The 21584-nt window shown below is 63.1% G+C and carries 19 protein-coding genes; 5 read left to right on the top strand and 14 right to left on the bottom strand.

The genetic code is table 11. The features are described from left to right. Window positions 1–84: 84 nt before the first annotated feature. Window positions 85–783, bottom strand: a complete 699-nt coding sequence (locus ABHM97_RS10945; RefSeq protein ID WP_257370538.1) for a DsbA family oxidoreductase — start codon at window positions 781–783, stop codon at window positions 85–87. Between the two features lie 158 nt (window positions 784–941). Here ABHM97_RS10945 and ABHM97_RS10940 point away from each other — a divergent pair, with 158 nt between their 5' ends. Both ABHM97_RS10940 and ABHM97_RS10935 read left to right on the top strand, forming a co-directional pair. Then, entirely contained in the window at window positions 942–2024 is a 1083-nt protein-coding gene (locus ABHM97_RS10940) for a glycosyltransferase family 4 protein (RefSeq protein ID WP_349470683.1), read from the top strand. A 23-nt stretch (window positions 2025–2047) separates the two neighbouring features. After that, window positions 2048–4183, top strand: coding sequence for an amylo-alpha-1,6-glucosidase (locus ABHM97_RS10935; protein WP_349470682.1), 2136 nt, complete (start codon window positions 2048–2050; stop codon window positions 4181–4183). Here the strand turns inward: ABHM97_RS10935 and ABHM97_RS10930 are convergent. From ABHM97_RS10930 to ABHM97_RS10895, 8 genes are all read right to left on the bottom strand, one after another. Beyond that, window positions 4180–4710 carry a GNAT family N-acetyltransferase gene (locus ABHM97_RS10930; protein ID WP_349470681.1) on the bottom strand — a complete coding sequence of 177 codons (531 nt, stop codon included), beginning with the start codon at window positions 4708–4710 and terminating at the stop codon, window positions 4180–4182. The genes ABHM97_RS10935 and ABHM97_RS10930 overlap by 4 nt on opposite strands. Window positions 4711–4792: 82 nt before the next feature. Continuing rightward, complete coding sequence (locus ABHM97_RS10925; protein WP_349470680.1) at window positions 4793–6127, bottom strand: NosD domain-containing protein; 1335 nt, start codon at window positions 6125–6127, stop codon at window positions 4793–4795. A gap of 31 nt (window positions 6128–6158) precedes the next feature. Next, window positions 6159–7100 carry a carbohydrate kinase family protein gene (locus tag ABHM97_RS10920; protein WP_349470679.1) on the bottom strand — a complete coding sequence of 314 codons (942 nt, stop codon included), beginning with the start codon at window positions 7098–7100 and terminating at the stop codon, window positions 6159–6161. Between the two features lie 13 nt (window positions 7101–7113). Next, on the bottom strand, window positions 7114–8682 hold the full coding sequence (locus ABHM97_RS10915; RefSeq protein ID WP_349470678.1) for a glycoside hydrolase family 32 protein: 1569 nt from the start codon (window positions 8680–8682) through the stop codon (window positions 7114–7116). 42 nt (window positions 8683–8724) lie between these two features. Beyond that, window positions 8725–9765: a LacI family DNA-binding transcriptional regulator gene (locus ABHM97_RS10910; RefSeq protein WP_284985311.1), complete on the bottom strand. Its 1041-nt coding sequence runs from the start codon at window positions 9763–9765 to the stop codon at window positions 8725–8727. A gap of 71 nt (window positions 9766–9836) precedes the next feature. Continuing rightward, complete coding sequence (locus ABHM97_RS10905; RefSeq protein ID WP_349470677.1) at window positions 9837–10766, bottom strand: carbohydrate ABC transporter permease; 930 nt, start codon at window positions 10764–10766, stop codon at window positions 9837–9839. Next, on the bottom strand, window positions 10766–11653 hold the full coding sequence (locus ABHM97_RS10900; RefSeq protein WP_235519812.1) for a carbohydrate ABC transporter permease: 888 nt from the start codon (window positions 11651–11653) through the stop codon (window positions 10766–10768). The genes ABHM97_RS10905 and ABHM97_RS10900 overlap by 1 nt, the downstream gene beginning before the upstream one ends. A 74-nt stretch (window positions 11654–11727) precedes the next feature. After that, on the bottom strand, window positions 11728–13014 hold the full coding sequence (locus tag ABHM97_RS10895) for an ABC transporter substrate-binding protein (protein WP_349470676.1): 1287 nt from the start codon (window positions 13012–13014) through the stop codon (window positions 11728–11730). Window positions 13015–13347: 333 nt separating this feature from the next. Here ABHM97_RS10895 and ABHM97_RS10890 point away from each other — a divergent pair, with 333 nt between their 5' ends. Further along, window positions 13348–14676: a NosD domain-containing protein gene (locus ABHM97_RS10890; protein ID WP_349470675.1), complete on the top strand. Its 1329-nt coding sequence runs from the start codon at window positions 13348–13350 to the stop codon at window positions 14674–14676. 69 nt (window positions 14677–14745) lie between these two features. Here ABHM97_RS10890 and ABHM97_RS10885 read toward each other — a convergent pair whose 3' ends face one another. The 4 genes from ABHM97_RS10885 to ABHM97_RS10870 are packed head-to-tail and all read right to left on the bottom strand — an operon-like array spanning window position 14746 to window position 18255. Next, window positions 14746–15138, bottom strand: coding sequence for a universal stress protein (locus ABHM97_RS10885; RefSeq protein ID WP_235519818.1), 393 nt, complete (start codon window positions 15136–15138; stop codon window positions 14746–14748). Beyond that, window positions 15135–16745 carry a tripartite tricarboxylate transporter permease gene (locus ABHM97_RS10880; RefSeq protein ID WP_349470674.1) on the bottom strand — a complete coding sequence of 537 codons (1611 nt, stop codon included), beginning with the start codon at window positions 16743–16745 and terminating at the stop codon, window positions 15135–15137. Before ABHM97_RS10880 ends, ABHM97_RS10885 begins: the two co-directional genes overlap by 4 nt. Next, a complete protein-coding gene (locus tag ABHM97_RS10875) occupies window positions 16745–17248 on the bottom strand; it encodes a tripartite tricarboxylate transporter TctB family protein (RefSeq protein ID WP_211713922.1) in 504 nt (167 codons plus the stop codon). Before ABHM97_RS10875 ends, ABHM97_RS10880 begins: the two co-directional genes overlap by 1 nt. After that, window positions 17245–18255 carry a Bug family tripartite tricarboxylate transporter substrate binding protein gene (locus ABHM97_RS10870; protein WP_235519821.1) on the bottom strand — a complete coding sequence of 337 codons (1011 nt, stop codon included), beginning with the start codon at window positions 18253–18255 and terminating at the stop codon, window positions 17245–17247. Before ABHM97_RS10870 ends, ABHM97_RS10875 begins: the two co-directional genes overlap by 4 nt. 250 nt (window positions 18256–18505) lie before the next feature. Between ABHM97_RS10870 and ABHM97_RS10865 the strand changes: the two genes are divergently transcribed. Beyond that, a complete protein-coding gene (locus ABHM97_RS10865) occupies window positions 18506–20104 on the top strand; it encodes a sensor histidine kinase (RefSeq protein ID WP_349470768.1) in 1599 nt (532 codons plus the stop codon). Continuing rightward, on the top strand, window positions 20101–20769 hold the full coding sequence (locus ABHM97_RS10860; protein WP_235519823.1) for a response regulator: 669 nt from the start codon (window positions 20101–20103) through the stop codon (window positions 20767–20769). Before ABHM97_RS10865 ends, ABHM97_RS10860 begins: the two co-directional genes overlap by 4 nt. 116 nt (window positions 20770–20885) lie before the next feature. Here ABHM97_RS10860 and ABHM97_RS10855 read toward each other — a convergent pair whose 3' ends face one another. Continuing rightward, window positions 20886–21527 carry a PAS and ANTAR domain-containing protein gene (locus tag ABHM97_RS10855; protein WP_349470673.1) on the bottom strand — a complete coding sequence of 214 codons (642 nt, stop codon included), beginning with the start codon at window positions 21525–21527 and terminating at the stop codon, window positions 20886–20888. Between the last annotated feature and the right edge of the window lie 57 nt (window positions 21528–21584).

Raw genomic sequence — 21584 nt, 5'->3', positions numbered from 1 at the left:
AGCTCGCCGTAAAAGAAGCAACGCGGGGTTACTTACGGCCCATCCGGAAGGGATTTGTGGGCCGTAAGTGACCCCGCGTTTGGCCTAGACGGCGCAGCCGTCAGGGCCGCAGGCCTCGGCGTCGGAAGCGCCCACCGGGATAAGGGGGTTGGCTTCCTGCCACGCCTGGTTCAGTGCCTGGCTGAAAAGTTCGGCGGGCTGGGCGCCCGAGATGCCGTACTTGCGGTCGATGACGAAGAACGGGACGCCGGTGACTCCGATGGCGCGGGCTTCGTTGATGTCCTGGTTGACCTCGTCCGTGTACTTGTCGGACGTGAACAGTTCGGCCACTTCCTCGGCCGGCAGTTCAAGTGCGGCGCCAAGCCCGGTGAGGTATTCCTTGTTGCCGATGTCCTTGCCGTGCTCGAAGTGGTCGCTCAGCAGTTGCTCCTTGGCGGCGTCCTGCCGGCCGTGGGCAGCGGCGAGGTGGATCAGCCGGTGCGCCGTAAAGCTGTTGGCCACTACAACTTTGTCGAACTGGTAATCCAGGCCTTCGCCCTTGGCAGTCTCCGTGACGTGGCCGAACATCTGCTTGACCTGCTCCGGTGCCATGCCCTTGCGCTTGCTCAGGTAATCCAGTTCGGTGCCGTCGTAGTGCTCGGGAATGGACGGATCCAGCTGGTAGCTCTTCCACTCAACATCCACCGAATCACGGTGTGGGAACTGCGCCAGCGCTGTCTCGAAACGGCGCTTGCCGATGTAGCACCAAGGACACGCGACGTCTGACCAGATCTCAATCTTCATGATGGCTGCAACGCCCAAGCGGGAGACGGCATTCCGGGAGCGTGCTGTAAGTTTCCTCACTCAGGCCAAGAGTGTTGCCGGAGGTCCCGCCCAGGAATATGTTTAGAGGAGGTTGAGCAGCCAGCCTTGTCACCGGGGGCATACGCGAAGAAGATCTCGTGCGAATCGGACTCATTGTTGGACCCTGGTTTACCGTCCCGCCCGAGAAATATGGCGGAACTGAACGCGTCGTTGACGCCTTGGCCTGTGCACTCTCGGATGCCGGCCATGACGTCCTGTTGGCAACATCATCGGACAGCACCTGCCCTGTGCCCCAGCTTCCGGGATTCGGCCCCAGCGAACCCGAGGACGTTGGCCTCAGCTTGAGCGAACTGGCCCATGTCATCAAGGCTTACAAAGGGCTTCGGGGCGTGGATATCATCCACGACCACACCCTTGCCGGCCCGCTCTACGCGCATCGGCCCCCGAACATCCCCGTGGTGACCACCATCCATGGCCAGCTGACCCCACGATCCGAGGGCCTCTACCGGGATATGGCCCACGACACCGGCATCATCGCGATTTCCCGCGACCAATGCAGCCGCGTCCAGGACCTCCCGGTATCCGCCGTAATCCACCACGGCATCGACCTCTCCGCAGTGGCCGTTGGTAAGGGAACCGGCGGTTATGCCTGCTTTGTTGGACGGATGTGCCCGGACAAAGGACTCATGGAAGCGGTGGGGATCGCCCGGGAAGCCGGCGTGCCGCTCCGCATAGCGGCGAAGATGCAGGCTCCCGACGAGCAGGAATACTTCCGTGACGTGGTGCAGCCCGCACTGGGCACTGACGAAGAATTCCTTGGCGAATTGTCCGACCCGGAAAAATACCAACTCATGGGCGATGCGACTGTCCTCCTGAACCCCATCCAATGGGCAGAACCCTTCGGCCTGGTCATGATTGAATCGTTGGCCACCGGCACTCCCGTACTGACCACGCCCATGGGTGCCGCGCCGGAAATCGTGAGCCACGGTGTCACCGGCTACGTGGCGCCGGCAAATGAGCTGGCGGGCTTCATGGGGTCGATTGGGTCCTTGAGCCGCGCAGCCTGCCGCCACGAAGTCGAGGAATCCTTCAGCGCGGCAAGGATGGCGGCGGACCATCTGGAGCTCTACGCCAGGGTGATCGAACAATTCGGGGGTACAGGGCTTCCCGTCGGCCGGAACTTGCAAGAGAATCAGAGGCAAGCTCCCATCAACCTGTGATCGACACCCAGGAAGAAGGACGTGTGACCGCTTGGAACGAAGACACCGAGGCCGGAGCGTCCGAGCTCGGAGCCGTGACCGTCGTCGAAGGTTCATCCTTCTGTATCTCCTCGCACTCAGGTGATGTTCACGGAGGCGGCTCTCAGGGCGCGTACTACCAGGACACCCGCGTGGTTTCGCGGTGGGTGCTGCGCATCAATGGCGAGCCCCGCGAACCCCTGGTGGCCCGCAATCCCACGGCCTTCCAGGCCGAATACGTGGGACGCGCGTGCACGGAAGATGGCCGGTTCGAGAGCCCGCTGCTGGTGCAACACCAACGCACCGTCGGCTCTGGCCTCCGGGACGACCTCACCATCCGGAACTACTCCGCGCAGCCCACCACGTGCGCCATGGAACTGCTGATCGACGCGGACCTGGCCGACCTTTTCGACGTGAAAGGCGGCCGGGCAAGTACAACCGGGGAGACCGTCAGGTCTGTCCGCGGGAACGATCTGCATATCGAGTCACTGCACGCCGACGGGCAGCGCCGCGGCGTATCCTTCCAAGCCCAGGAAGCTACTGCTACCGAGGACGGGCTCACCTTCCAGGTCACCATCCCGCCCCGCAGCCACTGGTCCACCACCGTGATCGCCCTGCCACTGATCAACGGCAAAGCACCCGACAACCCGTTCATCGCCGGCACGCCCCTGAGCCACAGCGTGGCCGCCCAACGCTACGTCCAATGGGAAGAGCACGTACCGCGCATCCGGCTGACGGACCCGAACGTGACGGACGTGCTGGACCAGAGCCAACGCGACCTCGGCTCCCTCCGCATTTTCGACGACAACCACCCCGGGCGTGCCGCAATCGCCGCCGGGGCACCCTGGTTCATGGCGTTGTTCGGACGCGACTCCCTCCTGGCCTCGTACATGTCCCTCATGATCGACCCCAGCCTGGCCGCGGGAACCCTCCAAACCCTGGCCGGCCTGCAGGGCAGCAAAGTGGACAACGATTCAGAGGAAGAACCGGGGCGGATGCCACACGAAGTCCGTTTGGGAGCCAGCGCCGGCTTGTCCTTGGGCGGCACGGCGTACTACGGGACAGCGGACGCGACACCCCTTTTCGTATCCACGCTTGGCGAACTCAGCCGCTGGGGCCTGGGCGAGGACATCATCGAATCCCTCCTTCCCCATGCCGACCGGGCCATCGACTGGATGGAACAGTACGGGGACAAAGACGGGGACGGGTTCATCGAGTACCAGCGCCCCAACAAGCATGGGCTGGTGAACCAAGGGTGGAAGGACTCCTGGGACGGCATCAACTTCGCCGACGGCACGTTGGCTGAGACCCCGATAGCGCTCTGCGAGGTGCAGGCATACGCCTACGCAGCCTACGTGGGCCGGTCCCTGTTGGCGCGCGCGGCGGGCGACACCGCCGTCGAGCGTCGTTGCGCCGACCGGGCCGAAGCCCTGAAAGCTGCCTTCAACGAACGGTTCTGGCTCCCGGACCGCGGGTATTTTGCGCTTGCCCTGGACAAGGACAAAAAGCCCGTGGACTCGTGCACCTCCAACATGGGCCACTGCCTGTGGGTGGGCATCGTGGATGAAGACAAAGCGCCGCAGGTTGCCGAACGGCTCATGTCACCGGAGATGTTCACCGGCTGGGGCATCCGCACCCTGGGGTCCGACATGGGTGCCTACAACCCGGTCAGCTACCACAACGGTTCCGTCTGGCCCCACGATACAGCGCTCGCCGCCACCGGGCTCATGCGGTACGGCTTCGTGGAGGAGGCCAGCAAGGTGGCGGGTGGATTGTTCGACGCCGCCGAACACTTCGGCGGCCAGCTCCCCGAACTTTTCTGTGGCTTTGACCGCGGCGACTTCACCAACCCGGTTCCGTATCCGACGGCGTGTTCCCCACAAGCGTGGGCGGCTGCGGCACCGGTCCAACTCGCCCGGATCCTGCTGCGGTTCGATCCCGACTTCACCCGCAGTGTGCTCCACCTGGCGCCGATCCTGCCGGCTTCCCTGGGCACCTTTGAGGCCGACAACGTGCTGCTGGGGCGATCACGGATCAGGGTGGAAGCGAACGGTTCTTCCGGCAGCGTTGCCGGTCTCCCCGCGGGACTGGAACTGAGGTCCGATCCGCGGCCGCCCCTTACCGGAGAGCTGTTCGGCTAGAGTTCGTGCTCCATGACGAAGTCGTGCTCTACGGTGTTACCCAGTTTGAAGGACTTGGTGCCCACTTTCTGGAAACCGCTCTTCTCGTAGAAACGGATGGCTTTGGCGTTCTCGCTGTTCACGCCGAGCCAGACACCCGCCGCGCCCTTGTCCGCGGCGTGGGCCAGGGAAGCCTGCATCAGCCTTGATGCCGCTCCGTGGCCGTGGTGGTCCGGGTGGACATAGCACTTGCTCAGCTCCGTGGACGGCAGGAACGAGAGCACGGAGGCGACGTCGGGATCGCTGGCCGGCTTGGCAACCAGGAGGGTGTAACCGTTGAGCTGGCCGTCGTCGTCGAGCACCAGGATGGTGATCTTCGGATCGGCCAAGTAGTGCTGGAAGTTGGACTCGCTCAGCGTCTTCTCAAGGTGGGCCTGAATGTCCGCCGGTGAAGCGCCGGGCGGGCAGGCCAGCGGAAAGGTGATGGCTGCCAGCTCAGCCAGTTTCCCGGCGTCGTGTGCGGTTGCCGTGCGGATGGTCTCGGTCATGTGTTCCCCCTCGGAGTTCCCTTGGGCAGCTGATGCCCCTAAGAACGAATCTTAAGGGCATCAGCTGGGCGAAAACTCCGGATCACAAAGTAGGGGTGGCCCTGACGGCGTTGGTGCCCCTGTCCGCGACTACCTGCGCATCACTGCCGGAATCGAGGATGGTGTTGCGCGCCGAGCCGGGATCCACCAAGACGGCGGTCACGGCCAGGTCCTCCACATCATCTGTGGCAAGCAGGGCATCCACTTGGGCTTCGAAGCAATCATCGCTTGTTGAGGAGTGGACGTTCATGGCCACGACATGGTTGTTGGACACGAAGTTTCCGGCCCCCTCGCGCAGCCGGACGATGACCGGCGTCGCACCTTCCGGACGGATGCTCGCCGAGTCGATGATCTGCGAGAAATGGTTCCCGATCACGGAGTTGTTGTTGCCGCTGACGGTGAGGATCCCGTGCAGGTCGTCCAGCCCGTTGCCGATTCCCAGGAACGGTGTCCACGGCTCATGGTCGCGCAGGAAGTGGTTGGTGGCGACGAGGTTCTCCGAGCTGTTGCCTTCAAGGACCACCATGCCCGGGTAGAAGGAGTGCAGGCGGTTATTGGTGACGCTCGAGCGGGTGACGCCGCTGAACCGGACGCTGCTCGCCCCGCGGGGGAAGACGTTATTGGCAGTGACCAGCAAGCCACCATGGTTCTCGGCGTAGATCGAGTGGCCTTTGAAGCCGGCCCCGATCAGGTTATCCGTGATCTTGGAGGCCTGACCCCAGCCGCGGAGTTCGATGCAGCTTCCACACTCGGCAATGAAGTTGTTGTGGATGGAGAGGGCGTCCGCGTTGTGGATGGTCAGCGCGTGTTCAAGGTAGATGAAGCCCATTTCGTTGATGCGGAACGAATCGTTGGCGCTGGCCACGTGAATGCCGGTCTTGCCATTGACGTAGCTGTTTTCCGCGGGCAGGTCCGAGCCGTCCGGGGTGAAGTGCAGCCCGTCGATGCAGAAGTTGGCGAACTCCACCGAACTGATCCGGGGGCTGCCTGCCCGCTCGACAAGGAACGCGGCTCCCTTGGCCGGGTCGGCGCTGTCAGCAGCGGGAAGGTCAACCAGGACCCGGCTTCCCCCGGGCCACAGCTCGTGGAGATCCGGCCATTCGTCGTCGGGAACGTTGAACCTGATGCTTGAGGACGTAAAACCGTGTCCCGAGCCTTGGATCCTGAGGAAGCTGATGTCTATCAAAACCTGTGTCCGCAGGCGGTAGTCGCCCGGAGGCAGGTAAATCACGGCTCCCGGCTTGCCGCCGTCGTTCACGTTTGAGGCGTTCTGGCGGTCCTTGATGTCGGCGATGATGCTGTTGATGACCTCGCCGACATCTTCGGAGGGATTGCCGACGTGCCAGCTGGTCACGTCGTAGTAGTTGCTGCTGGACATGGTGTGGATCCTCATGAAGTGGTGGGGGTGGTCAGATGGCGGGTTGGTGTACGGGCAGGTCGGCCAACAGCTCGTCCGACGTCGGCGGATTGGCGCCCGCGCGCCGCACCGTGATGGCCGCGGCCTTGGTGGCCAAGCGTCCCAACGCCTCCAGGGCACCGGGCCCCAGCCCTTCGGCTTCCCTTGCCAGGAGCCCGTAGATCAGGGCGGCCATGTAGGAGTCGCCGGCGCCAATGGTGTCCACCACTACAGACTTCACGGACGGAACCAGAACCTGCCCTCCCCGGGTTGAGAGCAGCGATCCGTCTGAACCCTTGGTGACCACTGCCAGGCCGGCCCCCAGGTGCAGGATGCGTTGCGCTATGTCTTCCAGCGCCAACCCCGGATAGAGCCACCGGGCGTCCTCATCGCTGAGTTTGACCACCTCAGTGAAGGGGATGAGGTCCTCAAAGATTCCCTTCGCTTCGGCCTGGCTGCCCAGCAGTGCGGGCCGGATGTTGGGGTCATAGGTCACCACGCAGCGCCGGTACGACTGCTCCAGGAGTGTCCGGACTGCCGCCGCTCCGGGTGCAAGGAAGGTGGCGATCGATCCGGTGTGAAGAACCTTGGGAAGGGTCATTGGTGCGGTGGCGGGCAGGTCCCACGTGATATCGAAGTCGTAGTGGGCCGAACCGTCGGATGCCAGGGTGGCGGTTGCCGTAGCGGTTCGGTCCCGTTTTCCGGGACCAGCCAGGAGTTCGACGCCGGCACTGGCCAGGTGCCGCTGGATGGCGGCACCGTGGTGGTCGTCTCCGATGGACGTCATCAAGGCGGTGCGGACGCCCAGTCGGCCAAGTCCGTAGGCGACGTTTGCCGGGGATCCTCCGGGGTGCTCCACAGTACCGCCGGGGGCGACGACAATATCCACCAGGGCTTCGCCAACAACGACAACGTCGGGGTCTGTTCCAGGGTGGGCAGGTTTTGCTTCTTGCATTCCGGGCTTTTCCTTAGGCGATTGATGAGACGGCGAGCTTGCGGACGGTTGCAGTGCCACCCTCGGCTGACAACCAGTTTTGGAGGCTGTTGGCTTCGGGAAAAACGAGATCTGTCAGGACCACTTTGCCGTCCTGCGCGAAGACTTCCACGGAGCATTGGTCCAGGACGATCAGCAGTTTAAGGATGCCGTCCTCCAAAGCGGTCGGGGCCGATTCCACTGATGCGAACTTCCCGTGGAACTGGGTATCTCCCGACTGCCTGCGGTCCAGGGTGAGCCGCCCGCTGCCCGTGTTATAGCCCAGCACCGTGCGCTGGCTCCCGTCGGTGCTGCCAAGCAGGCTGAACTCAACGCCTTCGGCGCTTCCCGGAACAATCTCGGCTTCGATGACCTGTGCGGTACCGGGAACGGCGTCGGCCAGCCTAAGGGCAGTGCCGTCCAGATTGAACGGCGCCGGACTTACCGCTGGGCTTACCTCTACCCGCTGGTCGGGAAGGACCGGTTGCTGGATCAGTTGGAGGGAGCCGTTTACTGAGCTGAGCCGGAGTTCCCGTGCCAGGGTCATCGAGGACCGCCAGGGCGCCGTGGGCAATTGGTTGGCGTAGTCCCAGTTGTTCATCCAGCCGATGGTGATGCGCCGGTTGGCAGGGACATTGCTGAAGGACACGGAGGCGTAGCAGTCGCGGCCCCAGTCCAGCCAGAGGCATTGCTGCAACGCTTCCGCCCGGGCGGAGTTGTCCGGAAGGGAAGTGACTCCGGAAGGCGCAGCGAGCGAGCCCGCGTCCGGAACGAACCGGACGCCGTCGAAGTCCCCCACGAAGTACTGGCCGCCCGAACCGCCGGCCACGGCACCCGGGTTGACGTTGACGATCAGCACCCATTTGGTGTTGTCCGGATCGCCGTCCACCTCCAACGGGAACAGATCGGGGCATTCCCATTCACCGGCGTCGGCGTTGGCCGGCCCAAAGTCGCTGAGGAAATCCCACGATTTGAGGTCCTGGGAACGGTACAGGACCACTTTCTGGTGCTGCGCTTCAACTGCGACCATCACCCAGAAGGACCCTCCTGCGCCCTCGTAGCGGAACACTTTGGGATCCCGGAAGTGCGCTGAGTTTCTGGTGAGGACAGGGTTTTCATCGTATTTGAGCCACGTCATTCCGCCATCGGTGCTGTAGGCGAGGGACTGGGCCTGCGTGCCGCCGTAAGGGGAGCCGGCCTTGAAGGCGCTGGTGTAGACAGCCACCAAGGCCGGGGAGTCGACCGTTCCAAACCCGGACGTGTTGCCGTAGTCTACAACGACGCTTCCGGAGAAAATGTCCTCAACCTCGTCGCCGGCAATGGCGACCGGGTGCTCAGTCCAATGGATGAGGTCGGGGGACGTGGCATGGCCCCAGGACATGTTGCCCCAGACGTTTCCGTAAGGGTTGTTCTGGAAGAAGAGGTGGTACAAACCGTCGTGGAACACCAGGCCGTTGGGGTCATTCAGCCACGTGTCGCTTGCCGTGAAATGGATGGCAGGGCGGAACCGGGGGGTTACGTCCGGGGCTGTTTCCGGGCGTGCGGCATCAAGGCTACTGGACATGTGGTGCGTTCCTTTTGGGACGTTGAAGTGGCTGACTGGGCGTTAGCGGGGAGCTGCGACGGAATCGCGGGTCACCAACGGACAGCCCAGGATGGTGGGGTGGAGTGCCATCAAGGACAGGTCTTCCTTGCCCTCAATGGCGTCAATAAGGTGTTCCGTGGCCCAGGCCCCCATCTCGTAGTGGGGGAGGGCGACGGTGGTGAGGCCGGGGTGGAGGTTGGCAGCGATCAGTTCCTGGTCGTCAAAGCCCACTACGGAAAGGTCGCGGGGAATGCTGAGTCCCAGTTCGGCGGCCGCCCGGTAGGCACCCATGGCCATGCGGTCGTTGTAGCAGAACAGTGCCGTAGGCCTCTCCGTCCGCGAGAGAATGCGTTTCGCCGCCTCATAGCCGCCCTGCACTTCGGAGGCCTCGGACTCGACAGGTGCCGCATCGCCGTCGAGCCCTGCTTCGTTGAGCATGGCCCGGAAGGCCTGGAGCCGCTGGCGGGTTGCTGGCACATCATCGGTGTTGTTGATGAAGCCCACCCGGGTGTGGCCGGCGTCGAGGAGGGCGCCGACAGCGGCGCGGGCGCCGCCATCCTCGTCCGGTACCACTGCGGTGATGTTCCCGCCAATGGCAACGGAGTCCACCAGGACCGACGGGACGCTGGCCAGGTTCTCCGGGAGTTCCACGTTGCGGTGGTACATGGTGGCGTAAAGGATCCCGTCCACACGGCGTTCCAGGAGGGCCTGCACGTCGGCTTGCCTTGATTCGAGGCTGGCTGAACCCGGGGTGTTGATGATCATGAGGTTGTACCCCCGGGCTTTGGCGGCCTCATCAGCGCCAAGGATGATCCTGCCCGCGTGGGGCGTGGTGGCGATTTCCTCGCTGACCAGCCCCAGCATGCCGGTCCTTTGCGTACGGAGGGCCTGGGCTAGGCGGTTGGGGCCGTAACCGAGTTCTTCGGCGGCCATCCTGACTTTGTCCCGCGTTTCGGGGCTGATCCGGGCATAGGAAACCTCGTTGAGGACGTGGGACACGGTGGTGACGGACACGCCGGCGGCGACGGCTACGTCCTTGATACCGATGTTCTTGCTGCTCATTGACTCCCACGTCCTTATGGTTGGTGACGCCCCCGAAGGGGCTATCAGTAGGCTACTCGTTGATGGTGGCGCTAGCCCTTGACCGCACCCAGCGTCATGCCCGCCACGATCTTGCGCTGCAGCAGGAGCGTCAGCAGGATGACCGGGATCGAGTACACCGCGGCGAGGGCCGTCATGGAACCCCAGTCCAGGCCGAACTGCGTTTGGAAGTTCGCGATCACCACTGGCGTAGTCTGGGAGCGGATCGCTGTCATCAGGAGTGCGAACAGGAATTCGTTCCAGGAAGCCAGGAAGGCGAAGATCGCTGTGACGGCGATACCGCCGGACACCACGGGGATGACCACCCGCCACAGGGCACCAAGCCTGCTGCATCCGTCCACGGTTGCGGCTTCTTCAAGGTCCCGGGGGACGGATTCGAAGAAGCTGGACATCAGCCAGATCGAGAGGGGCAGCGAGATGGTGGTGTGCGCAATGGACAGGGCTATGGGGGTGTCGGCCAGCCCTGCGGAGGACATCATGGACGCCAGCGGAATGCCGATGGCCACCGGCGGGACCATGCGGGTCACCAGTGCGGCCATGATGAACACCCGGCCGCTGGGGGTCTTGTACCGGGTGATGCCGTAGGCGGCCGGCACTGCCAGGACCAGTGACAACAGCGTGCTGATGACCGCTGTTTGGATGCTGTTGATGAAGGACGCCACCACGCCGCTGCGGCCCAGTGCGTTGGTGTAATTCTCCAACGTCCACTCGCGGGGCAGGATGGTGGGCGGGACGGCGATGGTGTCGATCGGCGTCTTGAACGACGTGAACAGCAGGTACAGGAACGGGAAACCGTACAGCACCATTGCTGCCGCCAGCAGGATCCACAGGATGGTCCGTGTGCTGCGCCGGCCGGCTTCGAGCCCTTCACGGTTGACCCCGCGACGCCGCAGTACGAGCTGGCTGGGTGAAGCGCTCGACGGCGGTGGCCCGGCTTTGGTGGTGATGCTTGCGGTGCTCATCAGTTGTCCTTTCCTGGCCGCCAGATGGTGGCCACCGCAACGAAGGCAATAGCCAGCATGGCGATGAGATAAATGGTGCCCATGGCGCTGGCCAGGCCCGGGTCGCCGAAGCGGATCATGGTGCGGTAGATCAGCAGGCTCATCGTTTCCGATGCCGACTGCGGTCCGCCGTTGGTTTGGATCAGGATGGTGTCAAAAGCCCTCGCAGCGTCGATTCCGCGGACCACCAAGGCAACAGCGATCACGGGGCGCAGCAGCGGAAGGATGATCCGGAACAGGAGCGCCGGAGCCCGGGCGCCATCCAGGCGGGCGGCCTCGAGCAGGTCGCCGGGGATGTTTTGGAGGCCGGCGAAAAGTACCAGGCACATAAACGAGGTCGTGAGCCAGATATCTGGAATGGCCACCGAGAACAACACAATGTTGGGGTCGGACAACCACCCGATCTGGTTGGGGTCCGACAGGATTCCGGCTTGGTGGAGGAGCGTTCCGATGAGGCCGAAGTTATCGATCATCAGGAACTTCCACAGGAGGCCTGCAACGATCGGGGCGATCATCAGGGGGTAGAGGAACACGGTCCGCCAGATCTGGGACTTCTTGCCCAGGGCAGTGAAGAGCAACGCCATGCCGAGACCGAGGGTGAACTCCAGTGCTACCACCACCACGGTGTAGCCCAGGGTCCGCCATCCGGCGCTGGTGAAGGCCTCGGAGGTGAATGCGGTGACGTAGTTTTGGAACCCCACAAAATCGCGGGGGCCGCCGGCGATGGGGGAGATCTTGAAGAAGCTGTCCGCCACCAGGCGGAAGAGCGGGTAGGCCACGAATACGGCCAGGAACAGTGCCGCGGGCGTCATCAGATAGAGGGCGAAGCGGCGATCGGAGATACGCACGGTTTTCTTTTCTGCTGGTTGGGACCGCGGCCGGCACTGTCATTTGAGTGCTGATGGTGCCGGCCGCGGAGTCTTTACTTCAGGAGGTCCTGGATCTGCTTCTTGGCATCGGCCAGGAGGGCGGAGGTGTCGCCACCGGCCACGGCCTTCTGCAGCAACGGGATCAGGACGGTATCAACGATCTGCTGCCACTTGGCGGTAGCGGGGCGGGTGGCCGTTGCCTGGCCGTTGAGGGTCTCGATGAGCGGCTTGAAGCTCTCGTAACCGGGCTGGTCCTGGTACTTCTGGAAGGCGCTGATCCGCGATGCCAGGCCGAGCTTGGATTCGATTCCCTTGTCGTTGTAGTCGTAGGCGCACTTGACGAACTTCTTGGCAGCATCAGTGTTCTTGGTTGCCTTGGGAACGGAGAGGTACCACGGTCCCGGTACGCCTGCGACGCCGGCGCTGCCGCCGATCATTGCTGCGGCTCCCACCTTTCCTGCCACGGGAGCGTCGGCGGGAATCTGGCGGTAGGCGTGGGCCCAGAAGCGGGTCATGGCCGTCTTGCCTTGGTTGAACAGGTTCTGTGCTGCTGCCCAGTCAACCTGAGCTGCGCCACTCGGGGCGTCCTTGGCCAAGCTGACGTAGAAGTCCAGGGCTTCCTTGTGGGCGGCGTTGTCGATGACCACGTTGTTGTCCTTGTCCAGGACCATGGGGGAGCCGGCCTGGAGGACGTGGGCCAGCCATTCGGTTTCCACGGCGCCCTTGACGTCCGTGCCGTACATGCCGTCCTTGGTGAAGAACTCGGAAATGTCCTGGTACTGCTTCCACGTCTTGGGCGCTGCGAGCTCGTAACCGTACTTGGCTTGGAAATCGGCCTTGTTCTTGGCGTCCTCAAACAGGTCCTTGCGGTACAGGATGATCTCGGCGTTGGTCCAGGCAGGCAGGCCGATGAAGTGGCCGTCCACGTTGGCTTCCTTGACGAGCGCGGGGAAGATGTCCTTCTTGACGTCGTCGGTGAACAGTTCGTCGATGGGTTGGACGGCGTCCTTGAAGCTGGGCAACCAGACCGAGTCCAGGGCTGCTACATCGAAGGACACGTTGCCCGAGGAAAACTCGCTGGAAAGGCGGTTGAACATGCCGTCGTAGGGGAGTTCGACGAAGTTTACGTCGACGCCGGCGTCCTTCTTGCACTGTTCTGCGACGCCTGTGAGTTCAGCGTGACCACCTGCTTCGACCAAAACGTTGATGGAGTTGGATCCTCCGGATCCGCCGGACGAGGGTGCGGGACCTCCGGCGCCACAACCGGTGGCAACGAGTGCGACGGCGGTGCACAGCCCGCCGAGGGTGACGAGCTTGGAGATGGTGTTTCGAGTGGACATCGCTGTCGACTCACTTTCTCTTGAACGGAGTGGCAAAAACGGTGATGAGGTTCATTTGGGTGACAAATCGTTTTGCCAAAACGACTTGGCAAAAGTGTAGGCCTCCAATATTTCTGGTGTCAAGGGTCACGTTGGCGGCAGATCCGGAGCGGATCTTGCCAAAATACTGGCCAGGACTTTGGCGTTGACAGCCCTCACTGCTGCTCTTAGTGTTTCTCCCAACCCCCCTTGGATAAACGATTTGGCACGCTCGTGCCTGATTGCCACGCCGAGGTGCCGGGCTATGGACGAGGACTGACAGGAGATCCAGTGGGAACTGGCAGGAAGCTTGAAATGACCGACCCGGGACGCCGAATGCTCGTGGGGGCAGGGGCTGTGGGCGCGCTGGCTGCGGCCTTGAGCCTTGGAACATCCCCAAACGCAGAGGCCGCGGAGGAGACTAAAGGGGGTCCCTTCAACTCGCCGAACGCCTATGACGTGACGGCTTGGAAGATCAAAGGAAAGCCCAAGATCACGGCGGAGTCGGATATCGGTGCCGTCATCAATGACATCATCGCTGACATAAAAAAGCGCCAGGCGACGCCGGAGACCAGGCCGGGAGCCGTTGTCATCATTCCTCCGGGGGACTATGACCTTCTCACCCAAGTGGTGGTGGACGTGGACTACCTCACCATCGCAGGTTTTGGTCATGGCTTCTTCTCCCGAAGCATCAAGGACAACGTCGACACCACGGGCTGGGTGAACCTGCAGCCGGGCGGCAGTCACATCCGCGTTCTGACGCCACCTTCCGCGCCCCAGGCATTTCTCGTGCGCAGGAACGGAAGCCCCCGCCTGTCCGGGATCGTGTTCAGGGATTTCTGCCTCGATGGGGTTTCTTTCACCCCGGACGCGAACAGCTACAAAAATGGGAAGACCGGCATTGACGTTGCATCCGACAACGACTCCATCCACATCACGGGGATGGGGTTCGTCTATCTCGAGCACGCTCTGGTAGTCCGGGGCGCCGATGCCCTCCGGGTCCACGACAACATGATCGCCGAATGCGGGAACTGCGTGGAACTGACCGGTGCCGGTCAGGCAACGATTGTCAGCGACAACCTGATGGGTGCCGGCCCCGAGGGCGTGACTCTTCTGGCCGAAAACCACGAAGGCCTCCTGGTCACAGGAAACAACTTCTTCCCCAGAGGACGTAGTCTCCTTGAGTTCACAGGCTGCAACCGTTGCAGTGTGACATCAAACAGGTTCCAGGGCTTCTATCCGGGCATAATGCGCCTTCTGAATGGATGCAAAGAAAACCTCATCACCTCCAACCACTTCCGCCGGGGCGCGGAAGGGTTTCCGCCGTTCATCGACCGCACCAACGGACTCGATGACCTCTACGGTGTCATCCATACGCTGGGAGACAACAACCTCATCTCAAACAACCTTTTCGCTTACGACGTCCCGCCGAACAAGGTTGTCCCTGCCGGTGCCCAGCCGACCATCATCCTGATCGCAGGAGGGGACGGCAACGTCATAGCCACCAACCACGTGGTCAGCAATGTTGCCACCCAGCACGTGGTTCTTGACGGATCGACCACCCATTCGAAGGTGCTCGACAGCGGAGCCGCCGCTAACATCACGTCATACAGCCAGGACACGGCCATCCGGCCCACGCCCTGACGGTTAACGCATAAAGCACGACGGCGGCTGGCCACCTTGGTGACCAGCCGCCGTCGTGCTTTCCGAACCTTAGTCCGCCTTGACCGCCAGCACGGGGCAGTCAGCCTCCAGCAGGATCCGCTGGGAGACGCTGCCCATGATGAGCTTGCCCACCGGGCTGCGGCGGCGGAGGCCGATCACGATCAGCCCGGCATCATGCTCATCAGCTGCGTCCAGTACTTCGGCTGCTGCGTCGTGGCCGCGGATGGGCTGCTTGATGACGTGCTGCACGCCCTGCGAAGCAAGCCGCTCCTCGATGCTCTGGATGTCCGGCTCCTGTGCGTAGCGATTGTCCACCAGGGCGTCGCCCTTGGAGGAGTTGATCACCAACAGAGTGTCATTGCTCTTCTTGGCCTCGGCGATGGCCTGGGTCAGCGCCGCTTCGCCTTCGGGTGTGGGGACGTATCCCACCACGATGGTCATTGTTTCTCCTGTTTCCGATGGGTTGGGATGGTGGCTTCCGTGGTGGTTGACGGCGGCACGGACGCAACGGCGTGGTCCGCGCTGGGTTCAGCGTCGTCGTAGCCAATGGGCATGGCCTTTGCCGGACGGCTGCGCCGGATGAGCTTGAGCACCAGTGGCCACGCCAGGATGATGCCGATGATCACATAAATTCCGACGGCGATCGGCTCACTGAAGAGCCCGGCCGGGTCGCCGGCACTGAGCTGCAGGGTCTTGCGGAGCTGGCCTTCCAGGCGAGGGCCGAGGATGACGCCCAGGATGAGCGGCAGGACGGGGAGCCCGAACCGCCGCATCATGAAGCCGAGTGCGCCGAGGACCAGCAGGATCACCAGGTCGAACGCCTGCAGGTTCACCGAGTAGGCGCCCAAAGTGGCGAAGAACAGGATGCCTGCGTACAGGTACGGGCGGGGGAGCTGCAGGAGCTTGGCCCACAGGGGTGCCAGCGGAAGGTTGATCAGCAGGAGCAGGAGGTTGCCAATGAAGAGGCTGGCAATCAACGCCCAGACCAACGGTCCTTGGCTGGAGAAGAGCTGCGGACCAGGCTGGATGCCGTAGGACGTAAATGCTGCGAGCATCACGGCGGCCGTTGCGTTGGTGGGCAACCCGAGGGCCAGCATGGGGGTGAGCGTGCCCGCCGCCGCTGCGTTGTTGGCAGCTTCCGGCCCGGCCACGCCCTCAATTGCACCGTGTCCGAATTCTTCGGGGTGCTTGCTGAGGCGCTTTTCCGTGACGTAGGAGAGGAACGTGGGGATTTCGGCTCCACCTGCAGGCAGTGCGCCGAACGGGAAGCCAAACACTGTGCCGCGAAGCCACGGCTTCCAGGAGCGCTGCCAATCCTTCTTGCCCATCCACGGACGGCCAACCGGAATGATGTGCAGCGGAGTGCGGCGCAAATGGGCCGCTACCCACAGTGCCTCGCCTACGGCGAAGATGGCCACGGCCACCACCACAATGTCCAGTCCGTCGGACAATAGCGGAATGCCGAACGTGAGGCGGCTCTGACCGGTCACGGAGTCCAAACCAACCAGGCCGATGGCCAGGCCCAGGCCCAGCGAGGCAAAGCCGCGGAGACGTGACTTGCCCAGGACTGCGGTGACGGCCAGGAGCGCCAGCATCATGATCGCGAAGTAGCTGGGCGAGCCCAGGCTGACGGCGAACTTCACAACGATCGGCGCGCAGACGGCAAGGAGGGTGGTGCCAATGGTTCCGGCAACGAACGAGCCGATGGCCGCCGTCGCAAGCGCTTGGGCGGCGCGTCCCGCTTTTGCCATCTTGTTGCCTTCAATGGCTGTGACCACGGATGAGGATTCACCCGGTGTGTTCAACAGGATGGAGGTGGTGGAGCCGCCGTACATGCCGCCGTAGTAGATACCGGCGAACATGATGAACGCGCTGGTGGGTTCAAGGGCATAAGTAACGGGGAGGAGCAGTGCCACGGTCATGGCCGGGCCCAGCCCGGGGAGGACACCAACAGCGGTGCCCAGGATGACGCCGATCATGGCGTACATCAGGTTCATGGGAGTCAGGGCGGTGGAGAAACCGTCCATCAAAGAGGACCAGACGTCCATCAGAGGATTCCTTCCAGGAGCCCGGCCGGCAAAGCAATGCCCAGGCCGAGGTAGAAGCCGTAGAAGGTGAGCAGGGAGAGCGCCACGGAGATGATTCCGTCGCGGATGTACCGGCGGCTGCCCAGGGCAAGGACGCTGCCCCAGAACAGGACGGTGCCGGAGATGACCCAGCCGGCCCAGTCGATCAGCAGGATGTTCAGGAGGAATGCACCCGCCAACGGAAGGATGGTCTTCCAGTCCGCAGGATGGGTCAGGTCCACATCCTCGCCTTCTTCGGCTTCACCTTTACCGCCACGGAGAACGTTGATGGCCAGCATCACGGCGCAAATCAGGAGAATTCCGGCAACGATGAACGGGACCGTTTTGGGGCCAACGGGGTCTGACTTGGAGTACGGGGTTACCAGGCCGTTGGCGTCGAGGAAAACAAGGACGCCAACCACGCCGAGCAGGAGGGCTACCCCCAGCTCGGCGCGGCCTTTCAAGCCTGTTACTGCAGAGCTCACGCCAGACCAAGCTTGGTGAGGACGTCCGCCACCCGCTTGTCCTGGTCGGTCAGGAAGGTCTTGAACTGATCGCCGGTGACAAAAGCGTCCGTCCAGCTGTGGGTCTTCAGCGCTTGCTTCCAGCCCTCGGAAGCGTGCATTTTCTCCAGTGCGGCGATCAGGGACTGCTTGTCGGCGTCGCTGATGCCTGGAGGGGCCACCACGCCACGCCAGTTGCTGAACACCAGGTCAATGTTGGATTCCTTCAGCGTGGGTGCGTCCACGCCGTCGAGCCGCTTTTCACCGCTGGTGGCGAGCACACGGACTTCGCCGGACTTGATCTGCTCGAGGTACTCACCGGCGCCGGAAGCGGCAAAGCCGAGCTTGTTGCCCAGGATGGCGGGCAGGAGGTCGCCACCGCCGTCGTAGGAAACGAAGTTGACCTTGGTGGCGTCGATGCCAACGGCACCGGCCAACTGCATCGGCAGCAGGTGGTCAGGTCCGCCGGGGGAGGAGCCGCCACCTACGGAGATGGATCCCGGATCAGCCTTCCAGGCCTTCACAAGGTCGTCGATGGTCTTATAGGGGGAGTCCTTGCTGACCATGATGGCGCCCGGCTCTTCAATCAGCTTTGCCAGGGGCGTGGTGTCCGTCAGCTTTGACTGCGACTTGTTGGTGTAGCTGGCTCCCACGACGCCCAGGCCCATCAACATGGCGAGATCGCCATTGCCCTTCTCATTGACTACACGGGCCAGGCCGACAGTGCCGCCGGCACCGGCGAGGTTGAAGACCTCGGTGTTGTTGGCGATCTTCTCGTCATCAAGGACCTTTGCCGCTGCGCGGGCCGTGGTGTCATAGCCGCCGCCGGGAGTGTTCGGCACCATGATCTGGAGCCCGGTGATGGGTCCGGCTGCTGCTCCGGAGGTTTCCGAACCGGTGGAGCTCTTGCCGGTGGCACCGCAACCTGTGGCCATCAGGGCGAGGCCGGCGGCGACGGCGGCGACTCGCAATGCGCGGATCTGGCGCATGGTGTTCCTCTTCTCAGTTATGAATTCTGTCCAGGGCGGTCATCGTTGAGCCCCGGGAACTGATGCTAGGCGGGGGCGTGACGGCGATCACTCTTGTGTTCGCAGTGATCTTTAAGTTCATTGCGTTCACGGACCGCAAAGGTCCCGGAAGGGTCTGGGGTATAGTTCCCGTACGCCACGCGGAGCACCCCCAGCCAGCTCCGATCACCGGCACCACCTAAGGAACCGCACCGTGACTCGACGCAGAGGCATGTCCCTTGCAGGGCAATACCTGGTACTGCAGTTGCTCATTGTGTTGGCTGTCCTGGTAGCTGTTGTGGCGATTTCCCTGGCCCAATCCGCCGAAGCCTTCGAACGGACTGAGGGGCGCAGGGCGTTGTCCGCCGCCGAAGCCCTGGGCAACAATCCCACCGTACGGGCACTCCTGCCCACGGCCGAACCACGTGGCGGTTCAGCGCTCCCGGCAGTTGCCGAGTCCGTCCGCACCGTATCCGGATCGGCGCACGTTGCCTTGGCCAAATTGGACGGCACCGTCATCACTGCCTCCGACCCCGGACTGATAGGCCGCAAACTTCCCTTGGGTGAAAGCAGGGTCATGGAGGGCCGTGCCTGGACCGGTGTACTCAACGCCAACAACAGCGAAGTCCTCTCCGCCCATGTGCCGGTCATAGACGATTCCGGAACCATGATCGGCATCGCCTCTATCAGCCGCAACTATCCCTCCACGCTGGAACGCCTGGGCGACGCCGTGCCCAACCTGCTCACCTACCTGGGCGTCGCAAGCGTCCTGGGGGTTGCCGGTTCGCTCCTGTTGTCCCGCCGCGTAAAACGCCAGACACTGGGCATGGAACCCCGGGAAATCACAGGTCTGGTGGAGAACCGCGAAGCCATGTTGCAGGGGTTGAAAGAAGGCGTTGTCGCGCTGGATCCCCACGAACGGATCACCGTGGCCAACCAAAGCGCCCGGCAGCTCCTGGGTCTTCCAGCGGACTGCGTCGGCAAGAAACTCCGGTCCCTTCATGTGGACCCTGCGCTGAAGACCGTCCTGACGCGCGACCAAGCAGACCCGGACCAGCTGGTGCTGGTAGGTGAACGGCTGGTGGTGATGAACCGGGTGGCCCTGCATTCGCACGGTCGAGACATCGGTTCCGTGACAACCCTGAGGGACCGGACAGAACTGTCCTCCTTGGAGAGCGAACTGGGCGCCACCCGTACGGTCACCAACACGTTGCGGGCGCAAGCGCATGAATTCGCGAACCAACTCCACGTCATTTCAGGCTTGATCCAGATCGGCGAATACGACTCCGTAGTGCAGTTCGTCAACGGCGCCACCGTGGAACGCACCCGGCTCAATGACGACGTCACCAGCCGCATCCAGGACCCCGCGCTCGCGGCCCTGCTGATCGCCAAGACCAGCCTCGCTACCGAACGCGGCGTGGACGTGCACTTGGATCCTGAATCCACTCTTTCGCCGGTGCCCGAGGAACTCTCCCGGGACGTCACCACCGTGGTGGGGAACCTGGTGGATAACGCGTTCGACGCCGTCACCGGGCTTGCGGGGGCAGCGGTCACCATCCTGGTGGCCGACTCGGTGGACGGCGTCACTGTCACCGTGCGGGACAACGGCCCCGGCGTACCCTCGGATTCCGCAGAAGAGATTTTCCGGCAGGGCTTCTCCACCAAGGACCCGGGCCCCGGAGACGCCCGAGGCTTTGGGCTGGCGCTCTCGCGGGTGATTTGCCGGCGCAGCGGAGGGGACCTGACCGTGGCCAACGACACTGGTGCCGTGTTCACCGCCCGGTTCACAAAGCAGGATTCACACGCAAAGAAAGAGGCAGCGCAGCCGTGATCAAGGTCCTGATTGTCGACGATGACTTCATGGTGGCCAAAGTGCACGCCGGGTTCATCCAGAGAACACCCCACTTTGAAGTGGTGGGAGTGGCCCACACCGGAGCCCGTGCCGTGATCGAAACCGAACGCCTTCAACCCGACCTGGTGCTATTGGACATCCACCTTCCGGACATCAGTGGCCTGGACCTGATGCACCAGCTCCGGGACGTGGCCCCGGACCTGGACGTACTGGTGATCAGTGCCGCCCGGGAAGTGGAGACAGTGCGCAAAGCCCTGCGTGGCGGGATAGTGCATTACCTGATCAAGCCGTTCTCCCAAGCGGACCTGCAGGAAAGGCTGGAGCACTATCTCAGCGCCTACCAAGGACTGGATTCTTCCAAGGACCAGGCTGAACAAGCCGACGTCAACCGGGTATTCGGTGTCAGCGTCTCGGAGCGGTCACTGCCCAAGGGCTGCAGCGTGGAGACCCTCGAATTGGTCGAATCCGCGCTCAAGTCCGCGCTCGGAGACCTGTCCGCCGCCGAGGTTGCCGAACAGCTGGGAACTTCCCGTGTGAGCGCCCGCCGCTACCTTGAGTACCTCCACGACGAAGGTGCCTTGGACGTCCGCCTCAAGTACGGCGTCGGACGTCCGGAGAGGCGGTACATGCTGAAGGGGCGGTGACGGCTCCACTGCGCGTCCTCGTCGATAACTCGTTTGCCGGTCGATCAGGCGGGAGCGAACGAGGTCTTTCCATGTGCAGGTGCGAGTCCTGGCGTCTCTTAGGCCGGTAACAGGCTTTAGGTGGCCCAGGCGCGTAGAACCTGCTGGATGCGTCCGTGTTCCGCAGAGGCAACGAGTCCGGCGGCGAGTACGGCGAGTTTCGTGTTGGTGTTCTGGCTGTGTCGTGAAAGGAGGTCAAATGCCGCGGAGGGGCTGAGGTTGAAGCTGGCCATGAGGATGCCCTTGGCTTGCTCGATCAGTTCCCGGCTGGCATAGGCGTTGACCAGGGCGGCCGCGGCAGCATGACCACTTTCAATCGCTATGGCCCGCGTCAGGTCAATCATGAGCCCGTGGATGGACGCGACCTGCCCTTTCTCGTTCCAGTCGGCCTCGGCAACGGTCAGGACCCGGTGTTCCTTGCCTTTGCTGTCGATGATGCGGTGGAAGTTCGATCCCTGCCCGCCGTCCCGGGCCAGTATGGCGATAAACTGCCTGGACGCATCCCGGTCCTCCGGGTGTTTGTGCGCCAGGATCAGGTCCTTCGTGGGGACAACCTCACCCCTGGAGTAGGCGTGGATCCGGAACAATCCATCGGACCACTTGCACTTGCCCGTCTGCACCGAGAGCCGAAACGAGCCGGTGGGGCACACCTCGCCGTCGGGTAACGGAAATCCGTACGAGACGCGTCCCTCTGAAATCCGGCTGTCCCTTTCAGCCATATTCGCCGCCGACGCATTTAACAATCGCTACAACTGCCCGTTCCATCAAGACCGGAT

This window comes from Paenarthrobacter sp. CAP02, assembly GCF_040137855.1.
Lineage (GTDB): Bacteria > Actinomycetota > Actinomycetes > Actinomycetales > Micrococcaceae > Arthrobacter.
This window is presented reverse-complemented; position numbering and strand designations above follow the sequence as displayed.

Excerpts from the sequence above, each read along its gene's own strand:
- ABHM97_RS10945 (WP_257370538.1), bottom strand. The coding sequence starts at position 783 with ATGAAGATTGAGATCTGGTCAGACGTCGCGTGTCCTTGGTGCTACATC.
- ABHM97_RS10930 (WP_349470681.1), bottom strand. The coding sequence starts at position 4,710 with ATGACCGAGACCATCCGCACGGCAACCGCACACGACGCCGGGAAACTG.
- ABHM97_RS10925 (WP_349470680.1), bottom strand. The coding sequence starts at position 6,127 with ATGTCCAGCAGCAACTACTACGACGTGACCAGCTGGCACGTCGGCAAT.
- ABHM97_RS10920 (WP_349470679.1), bottom strand. The coding sequence starts at position 7,100 with ATGCAAGAAGCAAAACCTGCCCACCCTGGAACAGACCCCGACGTTGTC.
- ABHM97_RS10915 (WP_349470678.1), bottom strand. The coding sequence starts at position 8,682 with ATGTCCAGTAGCCTTGATGCCGCACGCCCGGAAACAGCCCCGGACGTA.
- ABHM97_RS10910 (WP_284985311.1), bottom strand. The coding sequence starts at position 9,765 with ATGAGCAGCAAGAACATCGGTATCAAGGACGTAGCCGTCGCCGCCGGC.
- ABHM97_RS10905 (WP_349470677.1), bottom strand. The coding sequence starts at position 10,766 with ATGAGCACCGCAAGCATCACCACCAAAGCCGGGCCACCGCCGTCGAGC.
- ABHM97_RS10895 (WP_349470676.1), bottom strand. The coding sequence starts at position 13,014 with ATGTCCACTCGAAACACCATCTCCAAGCTCGTCACCCTCGGCGGGCTG.
- ABHM97_RS10890 (WP_349470675.1), top strand. The coding sequence starts at position 13,348 with ATGACCGACCCGGGACGCCGAATGCTCGTGGGGGCAGGGGCTGTGGGC.
- ABHM97_RS10885 (WP_235519818.1), bottom strand. The coding sequence starts at position 15,138 with ATGACCATCGTGGTGGGATACGTCCCCACACCCGAAGGCGAAGCGGCG.
- ABHM97_RS10880 (WP_349470674.1), bottom strand. The coding sequence starts at position 16,745 with ATGGACGTCTGGTCCTCTTTGATGGACGGTTTCTCCACCGCCCTGACT.
- ABHM97_RS10870 (WP_235519821.1), bottom strand. The coding sequence starts at position 18,255 with ATGCGCCAGATCCGCGCATTGCGAGTCGCCGCCGTCGCCGCCGGCCTC.
- ABHM97_RS10865 (WP_349470768.1), top strand. The coding sequence starts at position 18,506 with ATGTCCCTTGCAGGGCAATACCTGGTACTGCAGTTGCTCATTGTGTTG.
- ABHM97_RS10855 (WP_349470673.1), bottom strand. The coding sequence starts at position 21,527 with ATGGCTGAAAGGGACAGCCGGATTTCAGAGGGACGCGTCTCGTACGGA.